The organism is Neisseria sp. HMSC067G12, from assembly GCF_001812725.1.
GTDB classification, from domain to species: Bacteria; Pseudomonadota; Gammaproteobacteria; order Burkholderiales; family Neisseriaceae; genus Neisseria; species Neisseria perflava.
On the sequence record NZ_KV810190.1, the window covers coordinates 1 to 23,782 of the forward strand.

The window sequence follows — 23,782 nt, forward strand, 5'->3', positions numbered from 1 at the left end:
TGCTGCTTTTACGGGCGATTTTATTGACGGCCATTGGGTGCTCCTGTTGGGGGGATGGGGTCGTCTGAAAAATTGGCTACAATCGGTTGATAATCAGACGGTCTTTTAGTTGTTTACGCGAGTGCCGCAAGAGAAGGCGGTATCGGGATAAATTTGTCTTGTGAAGTATGGCATGCAACTGCGGCTGCGATTTGTTCTGCCCGTTCATGTCGAGCAATAAACCTGAGTTGACATGCAGAAATTTCCAGCTCTTCTGCAAAAGAAGTCCGGTATGTACAGTCGATGCGGCGTTGTTCTACATCAACGAGTACGGTATCCAACACCATGTCTTTACACAAAGACATATTAGATGCGGTATGGGCATGTACAAATACAGTCTCTACCGGTAGTTCGACAGTAAAGTACTGATTGGGCGCTTGAAAGGAATGTACCATGCCGGTAAATCCTAGTGTATAGATATGGTTAGGCTTTAGATGTGGCAATTGAAGGGAAGGATGAGCACCGTTCCAATAAGCCATAGAAAAATCTTTTGGTAATAAAGGTGCACGGTTAGCTATCCATTCTGCATCGGCAGTACCTGAATGTTGTGCCCGTTGCGCAAAATAACGGGGCATAAAGCCAAATCCTTCAGGAGCAACATTTTCAGCAGGATCTCGTACCGGATGGCTTGGGTCATAAATCTGGTGAGCCTTTAATATCCTTTTGAACCCATTTTGTTTGAGTTGGGATTTGGGATAATAACCAATACCGACAGGATTTTGCTGATGCCCCTCATGATCGTCTTCAACTGCACTACCGCCAAAGGCAAATTCATAGCGGATGGGCAAGGAGAGAATAGGATCTGGTTCGCTTAGAGACCATCCGGCTATCTCTCTTACCCAGTAGCGCTCGCCAGTAAGAGCCAGACTTTTTTGGTAATCGCCAACACTCACCGCTACAGCAAGTTGCCGAGCGGGAGTGTCATCATGTGCATAGGCGATTGCATTGACCACTAAATCAGTTTTAGGTTTATAAAGGCAGAAGTCGCTTTCAAACTGAGTTGAAGTTTGAGATGGTTCACCGTAAAAAGTATCTGCAAATGTAAGAGGCGTCTGCGTTTGGGCAAACTTAAGTACGGTTTTTCCAGTTACAGGATCGATTTCAAACTCATAACTGACTTTAGCAACTACGACATCATATGTTCGATCTAACTGGTCGATGTTTTTAAATTGCTGCGTATGAAAGCAGGTAAAGTTCTCCAATTCGAACATTTATATACCTTTTCTTCTAGTTGATATCGACTTTTTTACCATCCATATCTACTACATTAGTGCCAACGATCTTAACTTTTTTACTAACGATAGAGATTTTATTTTTATCTATTACAATCATTGAGTTGCCTACTTGAAGGGTAATTTTGCTCCCAGCAGATAAGGTAATTTTATTGCCGGCATTAAGGCCAATATTTAAACCTGCATTAAGTCCCATAACTAGGCCAACGCTATGCATTTCGGCACCAACAACGTTGGTCATCCAACCACCTCCGACGTTTAGCATATAGCCAGCGCCAATGTTGGTCATTTGTCCGATACCAACGTTGCTCATACCATTTAGGCTGACGGTTTCCTGCTTATTGCCACCAATGCTGCTTACCTCGTTGGATACAATGGTTTTGTTACGATTGGCACCAACGGTCAATGCTTGATTTTTGCCGATAGAAACGTTTTGATCCAAGCCTACGGTTAAAGCCTGATTTTTTCCGATGCCAATGTTTTCATCGAGGCCAACAGAATGGGTTCGATTTTTAGCGACAGAAACACTCTGATCTTTACCCACAGAAGTACTTTGGTTTTGGCCAACACTAATGCTTTGGTTTTGGGTAATACTGGAAGTTTCGTTTTGGCCGACTGATTTGGTACGGTTTTGGGTAATTGAGGCAGTTTCGTTTTTTTGAACGGTTTTAGCTCGATCACCTACTACTGTTACAGTTTCATTATTACCAATTGTAGTGGTTCGGTCGTTGTTGACGTTACGGGTTTCATTATTCTTAACAAGTGAGGTCAAGTCTTTCTGTGCCTGGAAGTTGACCATTTCAGACCCAGCAGTATCATTGAACATCAGTTCGTTAAAGTTGGCTAATGGAGAGTTAAAACTTTTACTCTTGATACCGGATTGCTTAGCTGCAGCAGGAAATCCCCATGGTGGCGACATTGCGCTGTTATACAGACGGCCTAATACAATGGGTCGATCAGCATCGCCATTAATAAAATCAACCAGTACTTCTTCGCCAATGCGTGGTGTATTAATAGAGCCATAGCCAGCACCAGCAGAGCCCTGAGTTACTCGTACCCAGTTGGAACTGTTTTCATCCATTTTTCCATAGCGATCCCAGTGGAACTGGACTTTAATATCGCCATATTCATTGGTGTAGACCTCTTCACCTGCAGGTCCTGTTACCGTAGCTGCTTGTGTCCCTAAAACTTTTGGCTTGGGAGTTTTAAGAGGAGGGCGGTATGGATAAGATTTAGGTAATACGCGGAATGAAATTCTAAATTTGCCAATACGGTCTCCAGACGTATAGCCTGCCTCTTCGAAATCATAATCAGCTTTTAAAATAGTATATTCGGTATTAGAAGATGCATGAGGGTGTTTGCTCAGGATAAACGTATAACCTGGAGCAAGTGTCAGTGCAGTGCCTGAGCCAGTAATAATCTTGGTTTGGCTTTTCAAATCTTCACTACGAACCTGACTGTAATTTTGTGCTTCTGCCACATCACTAAAACCTGTGTAGAAGTCATAGTGTTCCATAGATACCGAATTAAAGTCATGAACTGAGTCTGAAGACATCATCGGTACTTTAGCATTTTTATAATTGTATTCTCGAGTAACAAATTGACTAGATTTTAAAGCATCTCGTTCTTCCCAAATATCAATATAGGCGATATTTGGTGCCCCTGGTGCAGTATTTCGAGAGTGGTAGGGGATGTTAGGGGATGAAATAGCTTCTAAAACACCGACATCATCAGTAATAACCAGCTCATGTGAACCGTTACTGTGGGCAAAATAATAGTAGATACCTTCTTGTTCAAATAGGCGGTTTAAGAAATCAAAGCTATTTTCTTGATATTGAACACAAAAGCCTCTTGTTCGATACCCTTTTTGACATTTTATCTGGTATGGGAATCCGAATGGTGCTAAGACTTCATTAGCGATATCTAATACGGACTTATCAACGAAAACCCTGCTGTCTGTATTTTGAGTGAGGTACCACATGAATGGGCGAGTGGTACAAGTATAGGCATGATAACCTTCCTCGTCCTCATCTTCTCCAATATAACCGAAATCGGTAACCAGACCATTTAGGTAACGAGGACTGCTTGCTTCAGTATCAATTTCCAATGTTACAAACTGACCAATAATATCTTTGCCTTGTAAATTTGGGTTTGGGGAGACCAATGTAATATTGAACTCAAACAGATTTGAAACGGATTCTGTTCCAAGCATTTTTTTGAATAATAGTTGTGATCCCAAAGGCGTATGAGCAACGATAGTTCTATTCATTTCGGGAAACTCCTTGTCAATCTTAAACCAATATTCCGGTTAGAAGTATTTTTATCCTATATTTTAAATAGGGATAAAATATGTGGAAGTGATATTTTAGATAATATTATTTACATCTCTATTGAAACTTTTAAATACACTGAAAATTCCGTAATTTACTTAAATTAAATGGATTAAAGGCAGTAGAAGTAGTAAATTCAAGTATAAGATTTTTTCCTTTAATATTGTATTCGACAACAGTGGTATTTCCTGTTTGGCGAATAATTTTACCTTTTTCAATAAGGCGGAAGATTGACCACGGCCCAGTTGAACTAATACCTGCGCTGTTGATTTGGGGAGATGAGATATCTATTTTAGCTAAAGCATTTTCACTCTTGGATGGCCAAGTAAAGGTTACAGGATTTACAGGACCATGGCTGTATACATAGCTCTTACCTGCATATGAAATATTTACACTTTCTAAACTGGTATCAAGAATTAAAACTTTAATTGAAAAGTCGAATGTAGGAGTTTCTGATCCTTTATCAAAATACCCTTGTCGAATGTCTGCTATATCATTTAGCTTTGCAAAACGATCTTTAAACGCATCATTTTTAGCAGTTAAAGTTTCCAGTTTTTCTGAGCGTGCCAATACGGCAGCTTCACCAGTCAAGTTGGTAAATTTACTGTAGATACCATTGGGACCAAATATACTGGTGAAACTCTCTAATGCGACATTGTCCTCCGATCCTTTATCGAAAGGGTATCCTTGTTGATGTATTTCTTGACAACTATTAGTCAATGTGGCCATTTGTTTTTCTAAAGTAGATAAAATTTTTTCATCAACAATTTTGTTAGTGTTTTTCAGAATAATTTCAGAAAAGTTATCTAACATTTGGCGAAAGGGAGGTGGCAGTCTATTTACTTCAGCCTTGTATTTTACGAAAGGATCATCAGGTGGTAAGTCCACTCCTTTTTCTACAGCAACATTAACGGCAACTAAATAAACATATAAATCATTTATAGCTTCTGTAACGTTATTAATAGCTGGAGGTTGATCATTAGTGGTTTCAGTTAATATATGGAAATCTGCAAAAGCATCATCGACTGGAGTTGCTTGTTTTAAAGCAGCTAATTCATTCTTTACATTATTCCCCTCTTCACTCTCTAAGAGTTTCGAGAGTCCCGCTCTATTTAACCAATCAGTAATTTTGCTTCCAGCTTTTTCTGTTATTCGTTTGTCAATAGTTAAAGTCGTATTATCACTAATTCCTTTAATAATATTGACTAAAGGTGAGTTCTTTTCAGATAGCAGCTTAGCAATTTGAGTACTCTCTCGTGATGACTTTGGTGTTACTAATGACAAATCAGATAAATAACTATTCCAAACTTTGATGTAATTACTGAAATAGATTCTTTGGGCATCAGAAAGGACAGATGCCTTGCTTTGACTTAAAGAAGCATAGTCACCTAATACCCAGTTGTCTTCATTAAAAAACTGCTCTGCAGATTTAACCATAGCAGGCAAAACTTTAGTAATGTAGGCTTCTTTGGTATAAATAAAGTTAATAGGTTCTTTCAGAGTTCCACCAGTCTTACGTCGGAATAACAAGTGACTTTGCACTCCACCCATACTTGAAAAGGATACAGGTGTAACTCCTCCCTTTCCAGAGAGAGTAACTGTATTTATGGTATCTTCTAATACCATGGTTGCAATGTCTCTTTGCGCAATTTCCTGTCTACGACGTTCTACTAATTCTTCATCATAGGGAACGCTTGGTGTAATGCTTTGTTTTGAAAGAATCTGATTCAGAGCTTTTTCAACAGATTTTTTTTGTTGGTCACTCATACCTGATGATTCTGTTTTAGACAAATTGGACATTAACCAGTTTTGCATAAAAGCAGCATCAAAATGTTCTTTGTGGAACATCATAAGATAAGCTTTTAATGCATCATAGCTATTAATATTGTTGGAGCCATTAGCTGTGCGTAGAAGTTCATCCAACTTATAGCTGATTAATGGCATTACGTTGTCTTGAAGAATTCTATAATAGGCTGACTCCCCAACATCTTTCATTTGGCTGCCTTGATAAAGGCCAATACGATAGCTGAGCGGAGGGGATAATAAATCTGGAATTTCTTTACTGGTAGTTGTATCTCTAACTTGTTCAGCAAATGTTACAGCCTTAAGTAAATCAGGGCCGTCTGTATATTTTTTTACATCTGAAGCTAAGTCAGTTGCTTTTTTATCAACCTGTTCAAGATATGATTGGTTATTGGAGTAACTATTCAACATCATTGTCAAACATGCGATTACTACAGTTGCAATAGCTCCAATACCTAGCCAATACAAGATTTGTTTTTTGACAAACCAAGATTTATTCTCACCAGCCAAATTTGCCTCGCTTAAAATAACGTCAGCAAATAGTCTATTTAAGAAAAAGCTATGTTCGTTATTCTGAGTAGAGGCCTGGTTTGAATCCAAGTATTTTTTAGATAATTGGAAATCACTTTGCAAACCTTCCAGTATAGGGTTGAGATGTTGTCCTGTTTGAGTTGAGCTTGAAAAATAAACACCTCTCCATGCGATAGGTTGCTCAAATTTTGAAGATTTAGACAGTTCTTTAAATAGGGAAAGTACGGCCTGATTAAGACGCTCGAACTCCTCAGGGAATGCAAAAGCCGCAGCCTTGTCTTCAGTGGATTCTAATTGGTGAACAGTACCCAACATAGAGGAGCGTAATTTATCTACAATATCTGCTAAGGCATTAGAAGCAGTAGCGATAGGGGTTTCCATTCCTTCTGTATTAGATAGAGGAATCCCTAAATATTGATTTCTTTGTTCTTCAGTTAGATGGTTAAAGAATTCATTAAAACCATGCAATAAATCTAATTTGGTTATCATAAGATAAACTGGAAAATGTATACCTAATTTAGTATGCATTTCATGGATTCTTTTACGCAGTTCTACTGAGATTTCTGTTATATTGGTTTTTCCGCCCAATAAATCATCTACGCCTACAGTAACCAATACTCCGTTTATTGGCTGTTTAGGTCGGTAACGTTGTAGCAGCGTTACAAATTCTTCCCAGTCACTAGAATCTTTACTGCTATGATTGTCATGTAAAGATAATCTACCAGCTGTATCGAGAAATACTATTTCATCCGATAGGAACCAATCACAATCTCGTGTACCTGCTAGGCCACTTACAGATGTCCCCAAAGTGCTCTCTAAGGGGAAGTTAAGGCCAGAACGTTTGAGTGCAGTCGTTTTACCAGATCCTGCTGCCCCTAGGACAACATACCATGGCATTTGATAGAGGTATTGACCTTCTTCTAGTCTAGCCAACAAACTGTTTTTAGATTTAGAAAATTTAGCATTCTTTAATACTTTGTCCATTTCAGCAAACTGGCGGCTCATAGAGCTAACATCATTTGCACTTTTTAAAATAGGTTCTTGGGCTGCTCGAATTTCTTTCAATAAAGCAGCGTTTCGTCGGGATTCACGATATTGGCGAAATACAGCTTTAGCCAACCAAATACCAATAATAGTGGCACACACTGCAAAACGAATAGTTTTGCTTACTAAGGGGCGAACTTCACCTATGGAGATTAATGGGCCAATAAACCATACTAATATAATTAGGCCAGTAATACCCAACATCACCCATAAAGAGCGAGAACCTAGAAAATAAATAATTTTTTTCATGTCTATTTTTTCCGTATCAATCTAAAATAGATTATTGTGTGTTTGCACTACCGTTTTGTTAAGGATTGGAGGTATTGTTTTTTATTTCGACTGTGCTACCTAGTTTGGGTCCAGTTTCTGTAGTAAATAATGTAATTTCAACCCTTCGGTTTTTAGCCCTGTTCTCCAAAGTATCGTTTGGTGCTACAGGATCGGTTGAGCCTCGCCCTTCAGAACGGATGCGTGTTCCACCATTTTTAACGTAATTCAATAAAATTTCTTTTACTGCATCTGCCCGAGCCTGTGATAAATGCCAGTTGGATGGAAAATTTAAGCTCTGAATTGGCTGATTGTCAGTGTATCCCGTAACAATAATTTGTCCTTCCACACTATCTAAGGCTTGGCTAACCGCAGCCAAAACAGGATAATATTGGTCTTGAATTTGTGCAGAGCCGGATTCAAATAAGCCATCACCTAAAATAGTAACAGTGCTTCTGTCTTGAAAATCTTCCACAGATACTAATTTTCTAGCAATCTCATTTTCCAATAAAGGCCGTAGTCGGACTGTTTTTTGTGTATCCTGTTGTTTGGTGATTACTGAAGGGAGTTTGAGGCTGTTTACTTTTGTACTGGCTGTATTGAATTTATCTCCTAATGACCATTGCATTGTAAAATAGCCTACACCTAATGCAACAGCTCCTAATACGCCTACTACCCATAAAGGAATAGCAAGCCTGCGTTTCCTTTGAATATTATTTGTAATAATCGGGTTATGTTTAAAAAGATTAGCAGTTTGGTCAGGTCGTTTACTGTGAATTAAGGCAAGTAGGTCCCTTTTAATTTTATCGATCTCAAGCTCCCCATTGTTTAGAACCTGGTACTTACCTTTGTAACCAAATTGTAGGCATAAATACATAAACTCCAATAAATCAATATTCTTATCAGAATCTTGTTTCAAATTTTGAATGATTTCAAAAAAACGTTCTCCACCCCAAGTTTCATCGTAAAAAGATACTAATAAGCTATTCTTTGACCAAGTTTCATCAGCCCAGCCTGCACGGACTGCTAATTCATCTACAAATGTACAAAGACAGTATTTTGCAGCCTGAATGGCATCATATTTAGCTCCATTTTTTTCAGCATTCTCTTCAAAATTATTAATTAAGAGAGAGAATTTATTAATTAGGCTGTCAGTAGATAATTGACTAGTAGTTTGCTGCATAGAGTTAGCCAAGATAAGAACAGGTTTAGCAGCTTCAATTAAAGGGTTATAAACATTTACTGCGTTGTTTGCAGTATTATTCTGGTTATTCATAATGAAATTCCAAATTAAATCAAATTAACTTAAAGACTTAATCGCCCAAAATTCAACATCTAAATTAGGGAAATTACCAGCCAAATGGAAAGCCATACCTGAGGAAGTATCAAACATATCCCATAATTCATGTTTTTTATCTAATTCAAAATAAACATAACCACTATGGTATGGTAATTCTCTTGGTGCCACGGATAACGCATGAACTTTAATTCCAGGTAAATGGTAAGCAACCAATTCCTTAACTTTTTCTACAGTACCTATTTTTACTACACTTGGAATTTTTTGGCGTAAGGCTTCGTTAGGCATATCAGCTTTGATGGCTAGGACAAATGAAGCTTTATCCAGTAAGCTTTGATCAGGAGTTTGGGCGACTCGGGTTGCTTCATCACGCAAATCTAATGGAATTCTAATTGCTCTTTGTTCAAGTACAATAGACAGTGATTTGCGCAAGTTAAAAAATAATTTACCAAAACATGATGCTAGATCATTGTGTTCATAAATAGGAACATCTCCTACCTTGCGTGAAGGAAGGAAAGTCATTAAATCAGCACATAATTTTGATAAGTTGACAAATAATTGTTCTGGATGAGTTTGACGAGCGCCTTCATTTTCATGATGCAAATAAGCCAGATACCGATTGATGGTCTGAAGCATCATAAAGTCCATTACTTCAACAGAACCTCCGGTATTCGGGTCGTTTACAGCGTTAGCTAGACTATTGCTTTTTTGCATTAATAAGCCATATATTTCTGAAATGTAAGCTTTTAGGTGTTGTTGCTTTTGGCTTCCTAGGGAAGGTGGAATATATGATTCGTCTAGAATGATTTCAAAGTCTGCTGAACTGGATCGGATAACTGCAATAGGAAGGGCAGTTTGATTGCTAGTTAAATCATTTTCTAAAATCAATGTAGGATTAAGATCTGCTAGTGTAATTTGGCGACCGTCTAATTCGGAGTTTGTTGTATCTGCAAGGGTTTTCTCAAATGCTTTATATCGGTAAGAGTGAGCAGAATTTTGATTTAGAAAGTCAATCTCATTATTGACAGAGGATGGCAGAGTAATGGCTAAGCAAACTTTGGTATCTTTTATGTTTGCAGGTACTTTTAAGCTTAAATTTTCAAGTTGTTTTTGGGAAAACACAAATATAGAACCATCAGGAAAAATACCTTCTGCTTCACGAATACCAAGAACACCATGTTTGAGGCCGTCTGAATCCAGTACTAAAGATGAAAATCCCCAAAAATAACCTTCTTTAGAAACAGCTAGTTGACGTAATCCAGACTCAAGATAACGTTCAAATTGCTGGAAATGCTGTGGGGTAATAAAGATTCCCTCCGACCAAACTACTTTTGCTTCAATTGCCATGCATTCAACCTCAAATTATTTATATATAAGTATTTATTCCTCGCGGAAAATGCCTTTGCTCAGATCACTATTATTCTTACGAGTTTTCCCATTTTCTTTGATAGTCGGATCATCAGGATGGCGCTCTTTATATTCTTTTAGCATTTCTTGCATCTCTGATTTCGATAATTGATATAATTCATTTTTCCCAATATTCACGTAGAAATAGTGTTTCCCAAACTGATACCATCGTTGTTTTTGTTTTAATAAAATTAATTTCCATTGACTATTATCCAAATCACGATAACTGGCAACAACACCTAGGTATTTCAGATGAGAATCCATCTTGATAGGTAATACAGAAACCGTATCAGGGTGTAACATGAATTGGTTTTGTTGAATTAATTTGTCTCCTAAAGTTTCTTTAGCATTATTAGTAAGATCAAAATAGTTTGCTTTTTTAAATTCACCATCAGATGACAGTTGATATAAATCCAATCTTATGGGGGAAGGTTGATCAACTAAATTTGGATTGACATCGGGAGAAACTATGATTTGTACATCAATTTTTTCTCCACTTTCGTCAGATTCTTTTGGTGGTTTATGGTTGGATGCGCATGCGCTTACCATCAAAGATATCATTGCAAATGATATATATTTTATCAGTTTTCCATGCATTTTGGTTACCTAGGTACATCAATAGTGATTGTATTTAATGATAGAAATTTTAAATTAATCGACAGCCTAGATTTTAGGAACTAGTTGGTCTATGACTGTCGATCGAAATACTAAGATTTCTTATTTTACTTAGAATTATAAAGTATTTTTCTTTCTAAGTTTATATTTATATTGGTAATTGAAGTCATGATTGCTTGCGTCGATATTTACGCTCAAAACTTGTTTCCCCTGTGTTGCGCAGGTAAGTAGTTCTTGGCTGATTTGTGGTAGAACCGTATTGGTAAGAATCGCATCGATCATGCGGCCACCTGATTCAACTTCTGTACAACGTGAAGTGATTAGTTTTAACACTTCAGGGGTATAGTGTAGGTCGATGCCATGATTATCTTTAATGCGTTTTACGATACGGTCTAATTGCAATTCAACAATTTTTGAGAGCATATCATCGGATAGCGGATAGTAAGGAATAACTTGCATCCGGCCTAATAAAGCAGCTGGGAAAGTTTTCAGCAGGGGAGTACGCAGGGCTTTAGTTAGGCCTTCTGGAGTAGGCAACATTTCGGGATCATCACACATATCCATAATTAAATCTGTACCAACGTTGGTGGTAAGAATGATAATGGTGTTTTTAAAGTCGATATAGCGGCCCTCGCCATCTTCCATCCAGCCTTTGTCGAATACTTGGAAAAAGATTTCATGAACATCTGGATGTGCTTTTTCTACTTCATCGAGTAAGACAACACTGTAAGGTTTACGACGTACAGCTTCAGTCAATACGCCACCTTCACCATAGCCGACATAACCTGGAGGAGCTCCTTTCAAAGTGGATACAGTATGAGCTTCTTGATATTCACTCATGTTGATGGTAATCACGTTTTGTTCACCACCATATAATGTATCGGCTAGAGCCAGTGCAGTTTCGGTTTTACCCACGCCGGAAGGGCCAGCAAGCATGAAAACACCAATAGGCTTGTTGGGATTGTCTAGATTGGCGCGTGAAGTTTGAATACGGCGGGCAATCGCATCCAAACCGTGGCGTTGGCCGATGATGCGCTTATTTAAGGTATCAGCAAGCTGTAATACAGCCTCAACCTCGTCTTTCATCATTTTTCCGACAGGAATTCCAGTCCAGTCTGCTACAACGTCAGCAACCGTACGACTGTCTACTAACGGCATAACCAAAGGTTGGACGCCTTGCAGTTTTTTCAATTTAGTAACCAGTTCTTTTTGGCGGGTACGCAACTGTTTATTTTCTTCATCGGTTGTTTCTTGTTCAACCTGCATGATTTGTTCACGTACAGCCAATAGCTCGGCAACTAAGTCTGCTTCAGATTTCCATCTGTCTTCTAATTTTTTCAGACGGCCTTCAACCTCAGTTAATTCTTTACCAATATTTGTGATTCTAGCTTCAGAATCAAAACTGAGTTTTTTCTCACGTTCTAAATTTGCTTGCTCAAGTTTTAATGCTTCTGACTTCTTGCGTAGATATTCAATGCTTCCAGGTACAGCATGTTGGCTGACTGCAACACGTGCGCAGGCAGTATCAATCAGGCCTACAGCTTTATCGGGGAGCTGACGTGCTGGAATATAGCGGTGAGAAAGTTTTACAGCAGCCTGGATTGCTTCATCAAGAATAATCACTTTATGGTGTTTTTCTAGAGAAGCATTCAATGCCCTAAGCATGTTGATGGCTTTTTCTTCATCGGGTTCATCTACTTGTACAACTTGGAAGCGACGAGTTAGGGCAGGATCTTTTTCAAAATATTTTTTGTATTCTGCCCATGTGGTTGCACCAATAGTACGAAGTTTGCCACGAGCTAATGCAGGTTTGAGTAAGTTGGCAGCATCACCAGTACCGACAGCTCCACCGGCACCAATTAAAGTATGGATTTCGTCGATGAATAGCACGATTGGGGTTGGGCTGGATTCTACTTCATCCATAACTGCTCTGAGGCGTGATTCAAATTCTCCGCTAACACTGGCACCAGCTTTGAGCAAACCGATATCCAATAGAATTAATTGAACGTCTTTCAACCCAGGCGGAACATCTCCGGCAGCTAAACGTAATGCCAAAGCTTCAACCACAGCAGTCTTACCAACACCGGCTTCACCTGTAAGAATCGGGTTGTTTTGACGGCGACGCATTAGGATGTCAATCATTTGTCTGATTTCAGTGTCACGGCCTGTGATTGGATCTATTTCGCCATTTTTAGCCTTTTCGGTAAGATTGCTGCCGTATTTAGCTAAGGCACTTTCTTTGTGGGTAGCATTAGGCTCGGAAGATAAGGCATTCTGGGTAACATCAAGATTCTCTTCAGAGTTAGCAGTAATAGCAATAATATTGTTTGCCAATGTCTCCGGTTTGATTTTCAGGAACTCAGATGAAATATTGGCCAGAATACCCTGTAAAGTCTTATTTTGCAGCATGGTATAGAAAATATGAGCTGTACGGATTTTGTCTGTACCAAATTTTAGTGAACTGTATGTCCAAGTTTGTTCGACAAGGGTTTGGATATGTTCGGAGAAGTCAATAACGGCAGTAGCACCAACAGGTAATTTTTCTACTGCAGCCAATACATCTTTTCGTGCTTTGACTTCATCTAAGTTAAACTGATTTATCAGGCAGAAGATATCTGTTTTTTCAGTTTGAAGTAGAGAGTGTAGCCAGTGTACTAATTCAACATAGCTGTTTTCTCGAAGACGACAGAAGGTATAGGCATTTTCCAAAGTTTTATACAAAGTAGTATTTAACTTACCAAATAATACGCTGCGGCTGATGTTTGACATAAGACGTCCTTAGTTAAATTATTTCAAATATGTCCAAAAATAGTTTTCTAAAGCTTTTATCGACGATGGCCGTCTGAAAAGCCGATTAATGATTGCTGACAATCAAGTCTTCTGCGTCTCGGGAAACATTTCCCAGCCAAGTTGATAAGCCGAGTTGAGTGTTCCCTCCTAAATCCATCAGTGGAACTTCTTTTTGCATCAGAATAGGTTGAATGTCCCATTCATATTCTTCTGCGGCAAATAAACGAACCCATTCTCGTAAACGGGCTGTATTAATACCGTCTTTAAAGAATGATTGGTAGGCTGGTAAGGTAAGTGGGCCAATAATAATCCGAAATTTACTTTGCACATCATAGAGTTTGTCACCTAGTAGTAAACCATCACCAAGTGTGTAGTTACTCATAATCCCAATTTGCGTTTTCTCTTCTTCAACCTTAACCCAGTACCCCACGTTAGTTTGAATGTTAACGGGAACTTGGAAATAGCGAGTGAGCAGTTGTTGCAGGTTGACTGCAGATCGGCTTTGTTTTATCAATAGACCGGAAAAATAACGTTTGGCAAATTCGTGAATTAAGCCTTTGTTATGTGTGGTCGGAATGTTAAGGCCGTTAAAACTGGCAATATATTTTCCGAAGCGGTCTTCAGCATTTTTATCTAAAGATGTAATGCTTTGGGCATTAGCCCATGCTCGATAGAATAAGATAGCCAGACGGTGTTGCAACATATTTGCAAAACCTGCCCATGCCCGGTCACCGTGTTGATGTTGGCGTTCATAAGCATACTCGGTTAAATGTAGAGGTAGTGGGCCAGATGGGCCAAACAGACCAAATCCATTAATGGAAATTTCTACATAATGTGGTGATAAGGTTACCGATTGGAGATTGCGTGGGGCAAAAGTAAGCGAAGGATTTTGGTGGATCCTTATTTTCTCCATTTTGGGGCTAATAGCTTTGCCTAATATTTGCCCACCAGTAATAAATTTAACGGACTCAAGCTGGCGCAAGAGTGAAAAATAATCATACTTATACGGCTGAGAGGAAACTTTATTTAAAAAGACTGTAAGTTTTTCATCCCAAGCATTGTCTAATGAGTCACCAAAATCTGTTTTAGGGTTGACTGGACTCATATAATCATTCTCTCTCCAATTTCAGACGGCCAAGTAGCAATATGACCTTGCTGGAGCGTGTCAATTCTCAGTTGTACAAATGAGTTAATAGACACCAAACGTCGGAAATAATGGTTTAAAACTGATCCAAATAGGAAAGGATGGACGCCGCCTAATTGAGCTTCGTCTAGTGTAATGGTAATGTTGATTCCTCTGATAGGGGCTGCAACTCCATAATGACGGACTACTTTGTTAATAATTGAGGTTTCAACTCGTGTAATTGATTCAATCTGTTTTTTCAGTAAATCGCTTTCAGAAGAAACAAATACTGTTAAAAGCTCTTTCAAAGCAACAGGCGCATCTTCTTTATCAGTATTCAAGAGCGATAGGTAATTTAAGCTCAATTGATTTAAAAATGACCAAAGTGTCCTATCTTCACTTACTGCTTCTTGAGGCCTTGTTAATTTAGAAATCAGTTTAATTGATTTGACTGGCAAAAATCCCTCAATAAGAAAGTCAGATTCTCCGTCTCGAGGCATGATTAGAGGCAAATCTCTGCTTGTACACCAAGTATCGACAGAAAGGTGTTGTATGTTTGAATTAAAGGCGTAATTCTGATTATTAGCAAGAGATAAAAATACCTCACTACCTAAATAGGAAGAGCGAAAACCATTTTTAGCTGAGTTTTCGGATGGTACTCTATCAGCACGACGAGCAGAAAAATAAGCATGTTGAGTTTGGGACTCAGGAAAGAGTCCTATATCCGGTGCTTTGTACATTGGTGAAAATACTACGGTTTGAAGGTTGTTGGTATCAAAGCCTTTTACTTGCTCGATAGCGTAGACTTCATAATTCAGGGGCTGGGTACGGTCGATAACGACATGGTACTCCTGATCTTGAATATTTACCGGAAAGCGTGAGCTTTTTTTTCTGAATAAGTTGACGACTGGTACGGCATTTACAGAGAAATCATCTACACCGATCAGCTCAGTTAATTCAGGTATTTTATTACTGAATAAAAATGAAAGACTAAAATAGCGTTTACGATAAGTAATAATTTTTTTATTGACTCCCTTATCGTTTACGATTTCCTCTAAATGTTCAGGTACTTTAGGTAAGTGTCCTTTTTTTTCGGCTTGTTGGACGGCTTGTTTAATATTTTTTTGAGAAATAAATAGAAACTTTTCCGGTAGGCGTGAATACTCCTGCATAATTCGGAATGCACTCACCGATTTATCTAAATTAAATGATAAGGCTTCATCTTCTCGAAAACCACGATGTTCTGGTGTAGTAGGTAATGGGTAATACCATTGTTTTGGATTTTCGTAACTGTGGCAAACAACACCCACGCATTCAGAAGCCAATAGAAACAGCAATGAAGATGATTTGGAAAGCTCTGTACCCAAAAATATAGATAATTCATCTGGCAACATCTCTGAACATGTACCTGGTACGCTCAATGAAAAATCCAAACGCAAGGCAGATTGTACTTTCTTACCAGAGGATTGTTTGAGTGCAGGGAGTGCGTTTGGTAAATAACCTATTGAGTCAGTATATTTGGCTTTTTCAATACGAAGTGGCAGAATTTCAGTAGTTTTAGTTACAGAAAATGGACAACTTACTCTAAATTCATCAATAGGCAGAGACCTTAATATTTTTCCTCGTTCCAGTAGATTGATCACATCAGCGTTATATTGATTAGTAGGCTCTAGATTGACAATAGCTGCAGCCGGTTTTTGATTGATGAAGTCAGGATAAACAACTTCTAAGATTCTTTGGACAAAACGAGGATACTCCGCATCCAGTTTAAGTTGGGTGCGTGCAGTAAGAAAACTTACCCCTTCCAAGAGTCTTTCAACATAGGGGTCAGGAATATCAGTTGTATCTAAAGCTAATCTTGAGGCTATCTTAGGATATTGGGCTGCAAACTCTTTACCCATTTCCTTTAGAAAAGTTAGCTCTTTGTTGTAGTAAGACAGTAATTTATTATTCAAGCCCCATTTCCCCCATCTAATAAGTCAAACAATCCTGTTTCAACATCCATGCTGGTTCGGAGCAAGAATTCTTTAGGATAAGGATTGAGTTTCAGGTAACCTTTGATTTCAATAATGAGTTTATTGTGTAAAGCATCGTCATCATCGTCTGAGGTATTTACGATCACTTGTAGAGTCTTATTTTCAAGACGCGGTTCAAAATCGATGATGGCTTGTTTGATATTCTGTTCCACATCTTGCCATTCAATATCGGAAAAATTAATACCAGAAAGGGGAGGGATACCATAATTTAATGTAGAAGAGCGTACATTTTCAGTTAGGTCAATCCCCATAGTTTCTGCTTGCATGTTGCATGTATTCAGTAGATAAAGAATATCACGCAGTACTGCTTGCCGATATTGATCAAGATTAATGACCTGATCGGAGCGTGCCTCTTTTTTTCTGCGTGGCTCTTCATCTGTTAGTCTGTCAAATAAAGAGGGTAACAGTTGATTTTTGAATTGCGACATGTTTAATTGTTGGGTTTGAAAGATGGATAGATTTTAATGATTTTGTTCAAATCTAATATTACAAATATCTAAAAGGCCAAAATCATGGTTGTCGGTATACAAAGTTTTTTGACCAACCCCTGTAAAGAGTTGCTCTGCTATTTCTATCCAGTCAGTTTGTGAACATTTCATTAGTAGATCTGACCATGCTGTTTCTTCACCAGGCATAACAGCATAACGAGCAGGGCTGGTACATTGAATACATTCACCATTAGTAAATTTGATTTCAGACGGCCTCCAAATGATGTCCAGTAAGGAACTTGGTGTCTTGAAAGAAATATTTTCAATAGAATTCCATGTTTGCCAGTAGTAGTGACCTTGATAGAAATATTCATAAACGAAGGCGGTACGTACGTCTCCATCCATAATCCAGTCACTATCAATCTCGGAAACTGATTTATCTGCTAAAAGGTAAGTAATATGTACGGGCGAGCCTTCTATATTCTCAGATAGCACAGTATAATCATCGACAAGGGCTTTATTTTTCTGTTCTGAAACATGGGCAACTAAAGAGAGTTGCTTTTGAAGAATATCAAGTTTGCTTGCGTGTTGTTCTAGTGTTTTTGGTTTTTGTTGGGCTTCCAAAACTGCCTGACGCCGCATTTCAGCAGAAATATTTTCAATAAGATAAAGCATTAAAGGTTTTTGGGTATGAGGAAACAGTTTTTGATATTGTCCAATCTGTTTTAAAGCCTGTTCCCATTTTGCGCACAGACACTGATATTGAATCAGTGCTAAACGATGTTCTTGATTGTCAGGATTTGAACGTACAAGCTCAATCATCTCTGATAATTTAGTCTTCAAATCCATTTCAATGATCCCTTATTTAATTTATAAAGATGAATAATAGAAGTTAAAAACAAGATTAATTTTTCAGTTAAGTAGTGCCGTCTGAAAAGTGAAAACATTTATATATAAAGCCTGACTTAAAAACGCCTTTTAAGTCAGGCTTTTTTAATTAAATCTACATATCAATTATGCAGATTTGTTTTCTTTGATATTGAAGGCCATTTGAACTTCAGCACCTTTAGAACCTTTATCGGTTTGTTCCCAATATTGGTTTTTCACTTTTGCAGCTTGGAATGAATAACGCATTTTCAGAGCATCATTGTCTTGTACGCCAATGAATTTCACACCGGTCACTAAGACATCTTCTAATGTAGTGCGTGAGTATTCAATTTGTTCACCACCAGCTTTACATACAGAAATTTCTACTTTGCTCAAGTGTTGGCCAGTAGCGCAGTTTTTCAAAATGGTTGGAGCTGCTTTATCGATAGCAGCAACTACGGTCAAGTCATTGAAATTGACTTTACCGGCACCACCGCCACCACCGCTAGTCATTGAACCAGGTTGCTCTGCACCCCAGTCAAAACTTTCGATGTTAGTCCAGTCTTTGTGGTTAGAATCTTTTGATTCGCCATTTACACCTTCAACTTTCATGAACATATCAATAGCCATTTTTTACTCTCCTAGTTAAAAAATACAAGCGATTTAACAACAGGGCACTAAATATACCCAACTAAATAAACTAAGCCTGACTATTCTTGTTTAGTCGAAGGCAATTTGGAAACCAAGCGTAGAGAAACGGTAAGCCCCTCAAGTTGATAATGAGGACGCAGGAAGAACTTAGAAGTGTAGTATCCTGGATTATCTTCTACTTCTTCTACAACTACCTCTGCAGCAGCTAATGGTTTGCGTGCTTTCGTTTCTTGCGTAGAGTTGGCAGGGTCTCCATCTACATAATTCATAATCCATTCGTTCAACCAGCGTTCCATGTCATCACGTTCGCGGAATGAGCCAACTTTGTCACGAACAATACATTTTAAGTAGTGTGCGAAACGGCAGCATGCGAATAAATAAGGCAAGCGAGCAGATAAACGTGCATTGGCGGTAGCATCTGGATCATAATATTCAGATGGTTTATGCAAAGATTGCGCACCGATAAATGCAGCTAAATCCGTGTTCTTGCGATGAATTAATGGCATAAAGCCCAATGCAGCCAATTCTGCCTCTCGGCGGTCGCTAATGGCGATTTCTGTTGGGCATTTCATGTCTACACCACCATCATCGGTTGGGAATGTGTGGCAGGGAAGATTTTCAACGATACCGCCTGATTCCACACCGCGAATAGCGGTACACCAACCATAGTATTTAAATGAGCGATTAATATTTACTGCCATTGCATAAGCAGCATTGGCCCAAGTATATTTATTGTGATCTGCACCTTCTGTTTCCTCTTCGAAGTCAAATTCGTCTACAGGATTTGTTGTGGCACCATAAGGCAGGCGAGACAGGAAACGAGGCAGGGCTAAACCGATATAACGTGAATCTTCGGATTCACGCAGGCTTCGCCATGGAGCATATTCGGCATTTTGGAAAATTTTACTTAAGTCGCGCGGATTAGCTAATTCTTGCCAAGACTCCATTTGCATTAATTTGGGAGATGCACCAGCAATAAATGGACAGTGTGCAGCCGCTGCAATCTTCTCAAGACTATTGAGCATTTCTACATCAGGGGCAGAGTGATCAAAATAATAGTCACCTACTAAGCAACCAAAGGGTTCACCGCCAAATTGGCCGTATTCTTCCTCATAAATACGTTTAAAGAGTGGGCTTTGATCCCAAGCCGTACCTTTAAAGCGTTTTAAATTACGAGCAACTTCCTTTTTGGAAATAGGTAATACTTTGATTTTCAGTAAAGTATCTGTTTCGGTATTGGTCACTAAATGATGCAGGCCGCGCCATTCACCTTCAAGCTTTTGAAAGTCCTCATGATGCAAGATCAAGTTGATTTGTTCAGAAAGCTTTCTGTCAATTTCGGCAATAATTGCTTCAATGGTTTGATAGGTATCATCTGAAATGGTGACGACATTTTGTAAGGCTTGCTGAGCCAATGTTGCGACTGCATTAGTTACAGCGCTTTTAGCTTCTTCCGTTTTAGGTTTGAATTCTTTTTGAAGCAGCTGTTCAAATTCATTGGTTGCAAACACATGTTGCGAACTGCCATTTTCTAGGGTATCTAATTGTTTTTCAGCCATGATTTACTTTCACTTCTAGTTTTATTAGAGACTATTGTTCATTTTTGGATGTTGATTTGGGCGCGGCTGCAAGACTTTTTAGTAATTCGCTGTCTCCTAAGACTTTTCCAATTAGTTCTTCAGCCCCACTTTTACCATCCATATATGAGAGTAAATTAGACAGTTCTGTACGTGCCTGTAAAAGCTCATTTAGAGGTGCTACTTTTTTAGCTATCGCAGCCGGTGAGAAGTCATCCATGCTTTCCAATTCGAGTTCTACATTCAAATTCCCTTCACCTGTCAATGTATTTTTTACGTTGAAGGCGACACGAGGTTTAAGGGCTTTCATGCGTTCGTCGAAATTGTCTACATCAATTTCTAAGAATTTTCGTTCGGCCAAGTCAGGCAGTGGCTCGACAGGTTTACCAACCAAATCTGCCATAACACCCATAACGAAAGGCAGTTCAATCTTTTTCTCTGAGCCATACAACTCTACGTCATATTCAATTTGCACGCGAGGAGCTCGATTGCGGGCAATAAACTTTTGACCTGATGATTTATTTCGTGACATGGTTATAACCTTAGGATAATTAATAATGTTGTATATCTAAAAGATATTTACGAAATTGTGGATGAGGTTTACTAATTTTAGGAATTTGCTGTATCTTCATCTGGTTTGCCAATTAAAACTTCTAAATTGACAATACTTTCTGGGCTAATATCTTTCATGATGTCATAAAAGTTCATATTCATTTGTCGTTGCACTCTGCGGATAAACAGTGGTGCAGGGTGGCTGGGCTCAAGAGTTTCAAAATAAATGCAGATTTTCTCTAAAGCCAGATCAACATCAGCGCGATTTTTAATATTCAGACGGCGCCATGCATCAGCCTCTTGAATAGATTGTTCTTGCGTAATAGCCAAGCTGTTAGTTTCAGAGGGTAACTCAGGCTGTTCTGTCTGTTGTACTGAGGGAGTGCTCCCATCATTATAGTTGATGGCTTTGTGAATTAGGGTAAGGGGTTTCTGAATAACATCAAAATCAAGTGAGTGTTCATCCTGTAAATTAGACGAGAAAATGCGTTGGATGTCTTTCAGACAGTCCAATGCTTGAATTAATGCAGTTAATTCAGGTTTCCCTGTATCGGCATTTACTCTAATATCGAGCATTAGCCGCTCTTTACCTCCTGGATAATTTTGTGAATCATTTCCTTGTAGTATGGAAACAGCTTCTTTGACAGTAATTGGTTGTTGAGTTAACCCATTTATCAATAATTTAGATGCAAGAATCTCTTTGATGATGCCATCAAGTGTAGTAAAGGAGCTAAGGGCATTGATCCTGTAAAAGGGATCAAATTCACCGTCTTCATCTTCAAGTTTGGGGTAAATGGATTCCCAATATAAGTCTATATTAGCTCTAATTGCTTCGCAGCCAGCGTAGAACCCTACGAGTCCATGTTTGGCAGTAAGAGCTTGTGCATAATAAGCCAAGACATGTAAATCTTTAGACTCGGCTAGCAATTGATTGCACAACTTTTCTACTGTTGCCCAGTCGGCCTCTTCTGCCGGAATAATCGTGTCACCATATTGTTGTTCTGGTTTGCCTTCAGCTACGCTTTGTAGTTCTAAAAAGCGGCTATCGTATTCGATATTTACACCTTCGGGACTGTCGATAGAGATAGGCTCGTCCCATCGAGGAAATGTGTTCATCTACTTATAATCCAAATAACTTATTAAACAGTGAGCATGAGGGGAGGCCTTCATGTTTTATGTGGTAACCGCTTTCAATCTCTTGCCAAAAACTACCAATGCCGTCTGAATCAGATAAAAAGTTGTGAAAGGATTCAGAGAGGATAGAGCTCTCTGTTGTATCACTACTGTAAAAATCTTCGATACAATATTCCCCTTCTTTTAATATCTTGCGAAAGGAATTTTTTTTCTTTAAAAGAAAAAAAAGAGAATCAAGTGATTCGGGAATAGAGCTAGGTTTATAAAATAACACAAATGGGTATTTTCTGCCAATTTTATCAGAACTACCAGCAGCCATACCAGTATAAATAAGATCATCGGGTAATTTGATGCAAAATAGCCAAATTTGCAAAGGGGAATATGTTTTTCGAGTGAATGAAATTAATTTGTTTTGGCCGGAGCATCGGTTAAACCAGTTATCCCAAAAGAATCTATCATGAGTTTGAAGATTCTCGGAGAAAATAAAATCACGGGATTGATTCAGTTTGCCAAAAAAATAGACTTCATTTTGCTTAAACATAAGTAGTCATCACAAGAGAAGAGTTTTTAGATTCCCAAGTTGCTAATTAGATACAACTGCTAAGACTCGTACTCTAGCATAATTTGATGTGTTGATAAATATAAATTTAAACCACTTGAAATAATAACTAAAGAAATGTAAATAATCTTTAAAAATATGCGCTTACTATATGATAGTATAGATAATAAAGTTTATCAAATACAGTTTTATTTATAGCTTATTGTTTGTTATAATTTTTGCAAAATAATGTGTTCAAAGTCCTCAGAAAGTGATTGAGGTTCCTTGTTTTGAGGTTTCTACTTGTAGATTAATTAGGATTTCGACGGAGTAATCGCATGTCCTCTTCCGGTAACACCATAGGTATTCTTGTTCCTCAGCCTTCTGCACCTGCCATGGTGTCTCAAGGTTCTGCCAATCCGCCTGAGCCGCTGACTAATGCAGCCGGGCCGGTAGATGTGATAGAGATGGTGGCCGATGTTGCCTCTAGTGCCCTTTCTTTGGTTGCTCCTGACTCTGCTGCAGCTAATGTGGCTGATGCTGTATCTGATGTGGTTTCGCTCGCTTCAATGGTCCCAGGTTTGCCTAGTGTTAGACTGCCTTCACGAAAGATGGTCAGTGGTTTTGGCGGGGGCAGCGGAGCAGGTTCTGATGGTGGGGTAGTTACTTCTGGTCATGGTCACTGTATTCCCTGTAAGGTTGCAGCAGCTATCGGTAATCCTGTCAATGCCGTACTCGGTATCAAAGTATTATTTGATGAAACAGAGACTGACTTTGCATTTGACTCCCCGCTTCCACTTGTTTGGCAGCGCAGCTACTATTCCGACCAAATAGGCAACGGCTGGCTGGGACAGGGTTGGTCGCTGCCGTTCTCCATGCGTCTTGTCCGCACTGCCGACGGTTTCCTCTATATTGATGAACAGGGCAGGGAAATTTCGTTGCCGGATATCAGCGACGAAGCGGACGAGCCTTATTCCGCAGCCGACGAAGATGAAGACGATTTATATGAAGAAGAGGCTGCCCCAAGACCTGCTTCCGCCGAAGAAGATCCCTACGGTCTGGATAACGCCTATTTTGATCCTTACGAACAAATCTTCTTTTCTCAGATTTCAGACGACCTCTACCAAATCGCCTCCCCCGACGGCGGTGCACGGCTGCTGTTTGCCGAAGTCGATTCCGGCTGCGGCATTTTCCAACTGGTCGCACAACTCGACCGCAACGGCCGCCATATCCGCCTCTGCTACGACGACAACGGGCTGCCGCACAGCATTTACGACGGCAGCGGCCGACACTTTCAGCCCGTATTCTCCTCCACCCGTCTGCACGACAACGATCCCGACTTCGACCCGGCCGGAGAACGGGACGTATTCGTTTCCGAAGACGAACGTTTCTACGTCAACCGCCTTACTTCCGTCACCTTCAACGGCAAGGAATTGGTGCGCTACGACTACGACGGCTGCGGCAATTTGACCGCCGTTTACGGACGAGACGGCAAAAAACTGCGCGGTTTCGCCTACCGAA

At 39.2% G+C, this 23,782-nt stretch carries 17 protein-coding genes; 1 reads left to right on the forward strand and 16 read right to left on the reverse strand.

The genetic code is table 11. The features are described 5' to 3' along the window. Nucleotides 1–113 precede the first annotated feature (113 nt). The 16 genes from HMPREF2871_RS03190 to HMPREF2871_RS11325 all read right to left on the reverse strand — a co-directional run bounded on the left by HMPREF2871_RS03190 (nt 114) and on the right by HMPREF2871_RS11325 (nt 22,264). Entirely contained in the window at nt 114–1,250 is a 1,137-nt protein-coding gene (locus HMPREF2871_RS03190) for a DUF2169 family type VI secretion system accessory protein (protein ID WP_004520030.1), read from the reverse strand. A 16-nt stretch (nt 1,251–1,266) separates the two neighbouring features. Beyond that, on the reverse strand, nt 1,267–3,540 hold the full coding sequence (gene tssI, locus HMPREF2871_RS03195) for a type VI secretion system Vgr family protein (RefSeq protein ID WP_004520031.1): 2,274 nt from the start codon (nt 3,538–3,540) through the stop codon (nt 1,267–1,269). 130 nt (nt 3,541–3,670) lie between these two features. Beyond that, nucleotides 3,671–7,228, reverse strand: coding sequence for a type VI secretion system membrane subunit TssM (tssM, locus tag HMPREF2871_RS03200; protein ID WP_049343522.1), 3,558 nt, complete (start codon nt 7,226–7,228; stop codon nt 3,671–3,673). Nucleotides 7,229–7,286: 58 nt separating this feature from the next. Beyond that, complete coding sequence (gene tssL, locus HMPREF2871_RS03205; protein WP_004520033.1) at nt 7,287–8,522, reverse strand: type VI secretion system protein TssL, long form; 1,236 nt, start codon at nt 8,520–8,522, stop codon at nt 7,287–7,289. 24 nt (nt 8,523–8,546) lie between these two features. After that, on the reverse strand, nt 8,547–9,890 hold the full coding sequence (gene tssK, locus HMPREF2871_RS03210; RefSeq protein ID WP_049337057.1) for a type VI secretion system baseplate subunit TssK: 1,344 nt from the start codon (nt 9,888–9,890) through the stop codon (nt 8,547–8,549). A 33-nt stretch (nt 9,891–9,923) separates the two neighbouring features. Next, nucleotides 9,924–10,547: a type VI secretion system lipoprotein TssJ gene (gene tssJ, locus HMPREF2871_RS03215; RefSeq protein WP_070629668.1), complete on the reverse strand. Its 624-nt coding sequence runs from the start codon at nt 10,545–10,547 to the stop codon at nt 9,924–9,926. A 135-nt stretch (nt 10,548–10,682) separates the two neighbouring features. Beyond that, the gene (gene tssH / locus HMPREF2871_RS03220) at nt 10,683–13,334 is read right to left on the reverse strand and encodes a type VI secretion system ATPase TssH (protein ID WP_004520037.1); all 2,652 of its coding nucleotides are present in this window, start codon (nt 13,332–13,334) and stop codon (nt 10,683–10,685) included. An 85-nt stretch (nt 13,335–13,419) separates the two neighbouring features. Next, nucleotides 13,420–14,460: a type VI secretion system baseplate subunit TssG gene (tssG, locus tag HMPREF2871_RS03225; RefSeq protein ID WP_049343524.1), complete on the reverse strand. Its 1,041-nt coding sequence runs from the start codon at nt 14,458–14,460 to the stop codon at nt 13,420–13,422. Beyond that, nucleotides 14,457–16,433 carry a type VI secretion system baseplate subunit TssF gene (locus HMPREF2871_RS03230; protein WP_049337059.1) on the reverse strand — a complete coding sequence of 659 codons (1,977 nt, stop codon included), beginning with the start codon at nt 16,431–16,433 and terminating at the stop codon, nt 14,457–14,459. The genes tssG and HMPREF2871_RS03230 overlap by 4 nt, the downstream gene beginning before the upstream one ends. Continuing rightward, nucleotides 16,430–16,942, reverse strand: a complete 513-nt coding sequence (tssE, locus tag HMPREF2871_RS03235) for a type VI secretion system baseplate subunit TssE (RefSeq protein WP_004520041.1) — start codon at nt 16,940–16,942, stop codon at nt 16,430–16,432. Before tssE ends, HMPREF2871_RS03230 begins: the two co-directional genes overlap by 4 nt. 33 nt (nt 16,943–16,975) lie before the next feature. Next, complete coding sequence (locus HMPREF2871_RS03240) at nt 16,976–17,791, reverse strand: type VI secretion system accessory protein TagJ (RefSeq protein ID WP_004520042.1); 816 nt, start codon at nt 17,789–17,791, stop codon at nt 16,976–16,978. 165 nt (nt 17,792–17,956) lie between these two features. Beyond that, nucleotides 17,957–18,439 carry an Hcp family type VI secretion system effector gene (locus HMPREF2871_RS03245; protein WP_003761730.1) on the reverse strand — a complete coding sequence of 161 codons (483 nt, stop codon included), beginning with the start codon at nt 18,437–18,439 and terminating at the stop codon, nt 17,957–17,959. A gap of 80 nt (nt 18,440–18,519) precedes the next feature. Then, nucleotides 18,520–20,019 (reverse strand): type VI secretion system contractile sheath large subunit, encoded by a 1,500-nt coding sequence (tssC, locus tag HMPREF2871_RS03250; RefSeq protein ID WP_004520043.1) that lies wholly within the window; start codon nt 20,017–20,019, stop codon nt 18,520–18,522. A 31-nt stretch (nt 20,020–20,050) separates the two neighbouring features. Then, on the reverse strand, nt 20,051–20,569 hold the full coding sequence (gene tssB, locus HMPREF2871_RS03255) for a type VI secretion system contractile sheath small subunit (protein ID WP_004520044.1): 519 nt from the start codon (nt 20,567–20,569) through the stop codon (nt 20,051–20,053). Between the two features lie 77 nt (nt 20,570–20,646). Next, nucleotides 20,647–21,705 carry a type VI secretion system protein TssA gene (gene tssA / locus HMPREF2871_RS03260; RefSeq protein ID WP_049337063.1) on the reverse strand — a complete coding sequence of 353 codons (1,059 nt, stop codon included), beginning with the start codon at nt 21,703–21,705 and terminating at the stop codon, nt 20,647–20,649. A gap of 4 nt (nt 21,706–21,709) precedes the next feature. Next, the gene (locus HMPREF2871_RS11325; protein WP_049337065.1) at nt 21,710–22,264 is read right to left on the reverse strand and encodes a TagF domain-containing protein; all 555 of its coding nucleotides are present in this window, start codon (nt 22,262–22,264) and stop codon (nt 21,710–21,712) included. Nucleotides 22,265–22,599: 335 nt separating this feature from the next. On the opposite strand from HMPREF2871_RS11325, the gene HMPREF2871_RS12055 reads away from it, so the two are divergent. Next, the coding region (locus tag HMPREF2871_RS12055) for an RHS repeat domain-containing protein (protein ID WP_168163728.1) at nt 22,600–23,782 on the forward strand (1,183 nt) is incomplete at its 3' end.

What these genes read in the sequence shown, in the direction of transcription:
- HMPREF2871_RS03190 (WP_004520030.1), bottom strand. Translation starts at nt 1,250, where the DNA reads ATGTTCGAATTGGAGAACTTTACCTGCTTTCATACGCAGCAATTTAAA.
- tssI (WP_004520031.1), bottom strand. Translation starts at nt 3,540, where the DNA reads ATGAATAGAACTATCGTTGCTCATACGCCTTTGGGATCACAACTATTA.
- tssM (WP_049343522.1), bottom strand. Translation starts at nt 7,228, where the DNA reads ATGAAAAAAATTATTTATTTTCTAGGTTCTCGCTCTTTATGGGTGATG.
- tssL (WP_004520033.1), bottom strand. Translation starts at nt 8,522, where the DNA reads ATGAATAACCAGAATAATACTGCAAACAACGCAGTAAATGTTTATAAC.
- tssK (WP_049337057.1), bottom strand. Translation starts at nt 9,890, where the DNA reads ATGGCAATTGAAGCAAAAGTAGTTTGGTCGGAGGGAATCTTTATTACC.
- tssJ (WP_070629668.1), bottom strand. Translation starts at nt 10,547, where the DNA reads ATGCATGGAAAACTGATAAAATATATATCATTTGCAATGATATCTTTG.
- tssH (WP_004520037.1), bottom strand. Translation starts at nt 13,334, where the DNA reads ATGTCAAACATCAGCCGCAGCGTATTATTTGGTAAGTTAAATACTACT.
- tssG (WP_049343524.1), bottom strand. Translation starts at nt 14,460, where the DNA reads ATGAGTCCAGTCAACCCTAAAACAGATTTTGGTGACTCATTAGACAAT.
- tssE (WP_004520041.1), bottom strand. Translation starts at nt 16,942, where the DNA reads ATGTCGCAATTCAAAAATCAACTGTTACCCTCTTTATTTGACAGACTA.
- HMPREF2871_RS03240 (WP_004520042.1), bottom strand. Translation starts at nt 17,791, where the DNA reads ATGGATTTGAAGACTAAATTATCAGAGATGATTGAGCTTGTACGTTCA.
- HMPREF2871_RS03245 (WP_003761730.1), bottom strand. Translation starts at nt 18,439, where the DNA reads ATGGCTATTGATATGTTCATGAAAGTTGAAGGTGTAAATGGCGAATCA.
- tssC (WP_004520043.1), bottom strand. Translation starts at nt 20,019, where the DNA reads ATGGCTGAAAAACAATTAGATACCCTAGAAAATGGCAGTTCGCAACAT.
- tssB (WP_004520044.1), bottom strand. Translation starts at nt 20,569, where the DNA reads ATGTCACGAAATAAATCATCAGGTCAAAAGTTTATTGCCCGCAATCGA.
- tssA (WP_049337063.1), bottom strand. Translation starts at nt 21,705, where the DNA reads ATGAACACATTTCCTCGATGGGACGAGCCTATCTCTATCGACAGTCCC.
- HMPREF2871_RS11325 (WP_049337065.1), bottom strand. Translation starts at nt 22,264, where the DNA reads ATGTTTAAGCAAAATGAAGTCTATTTTTTTGGCAAACTGAATCAATCC.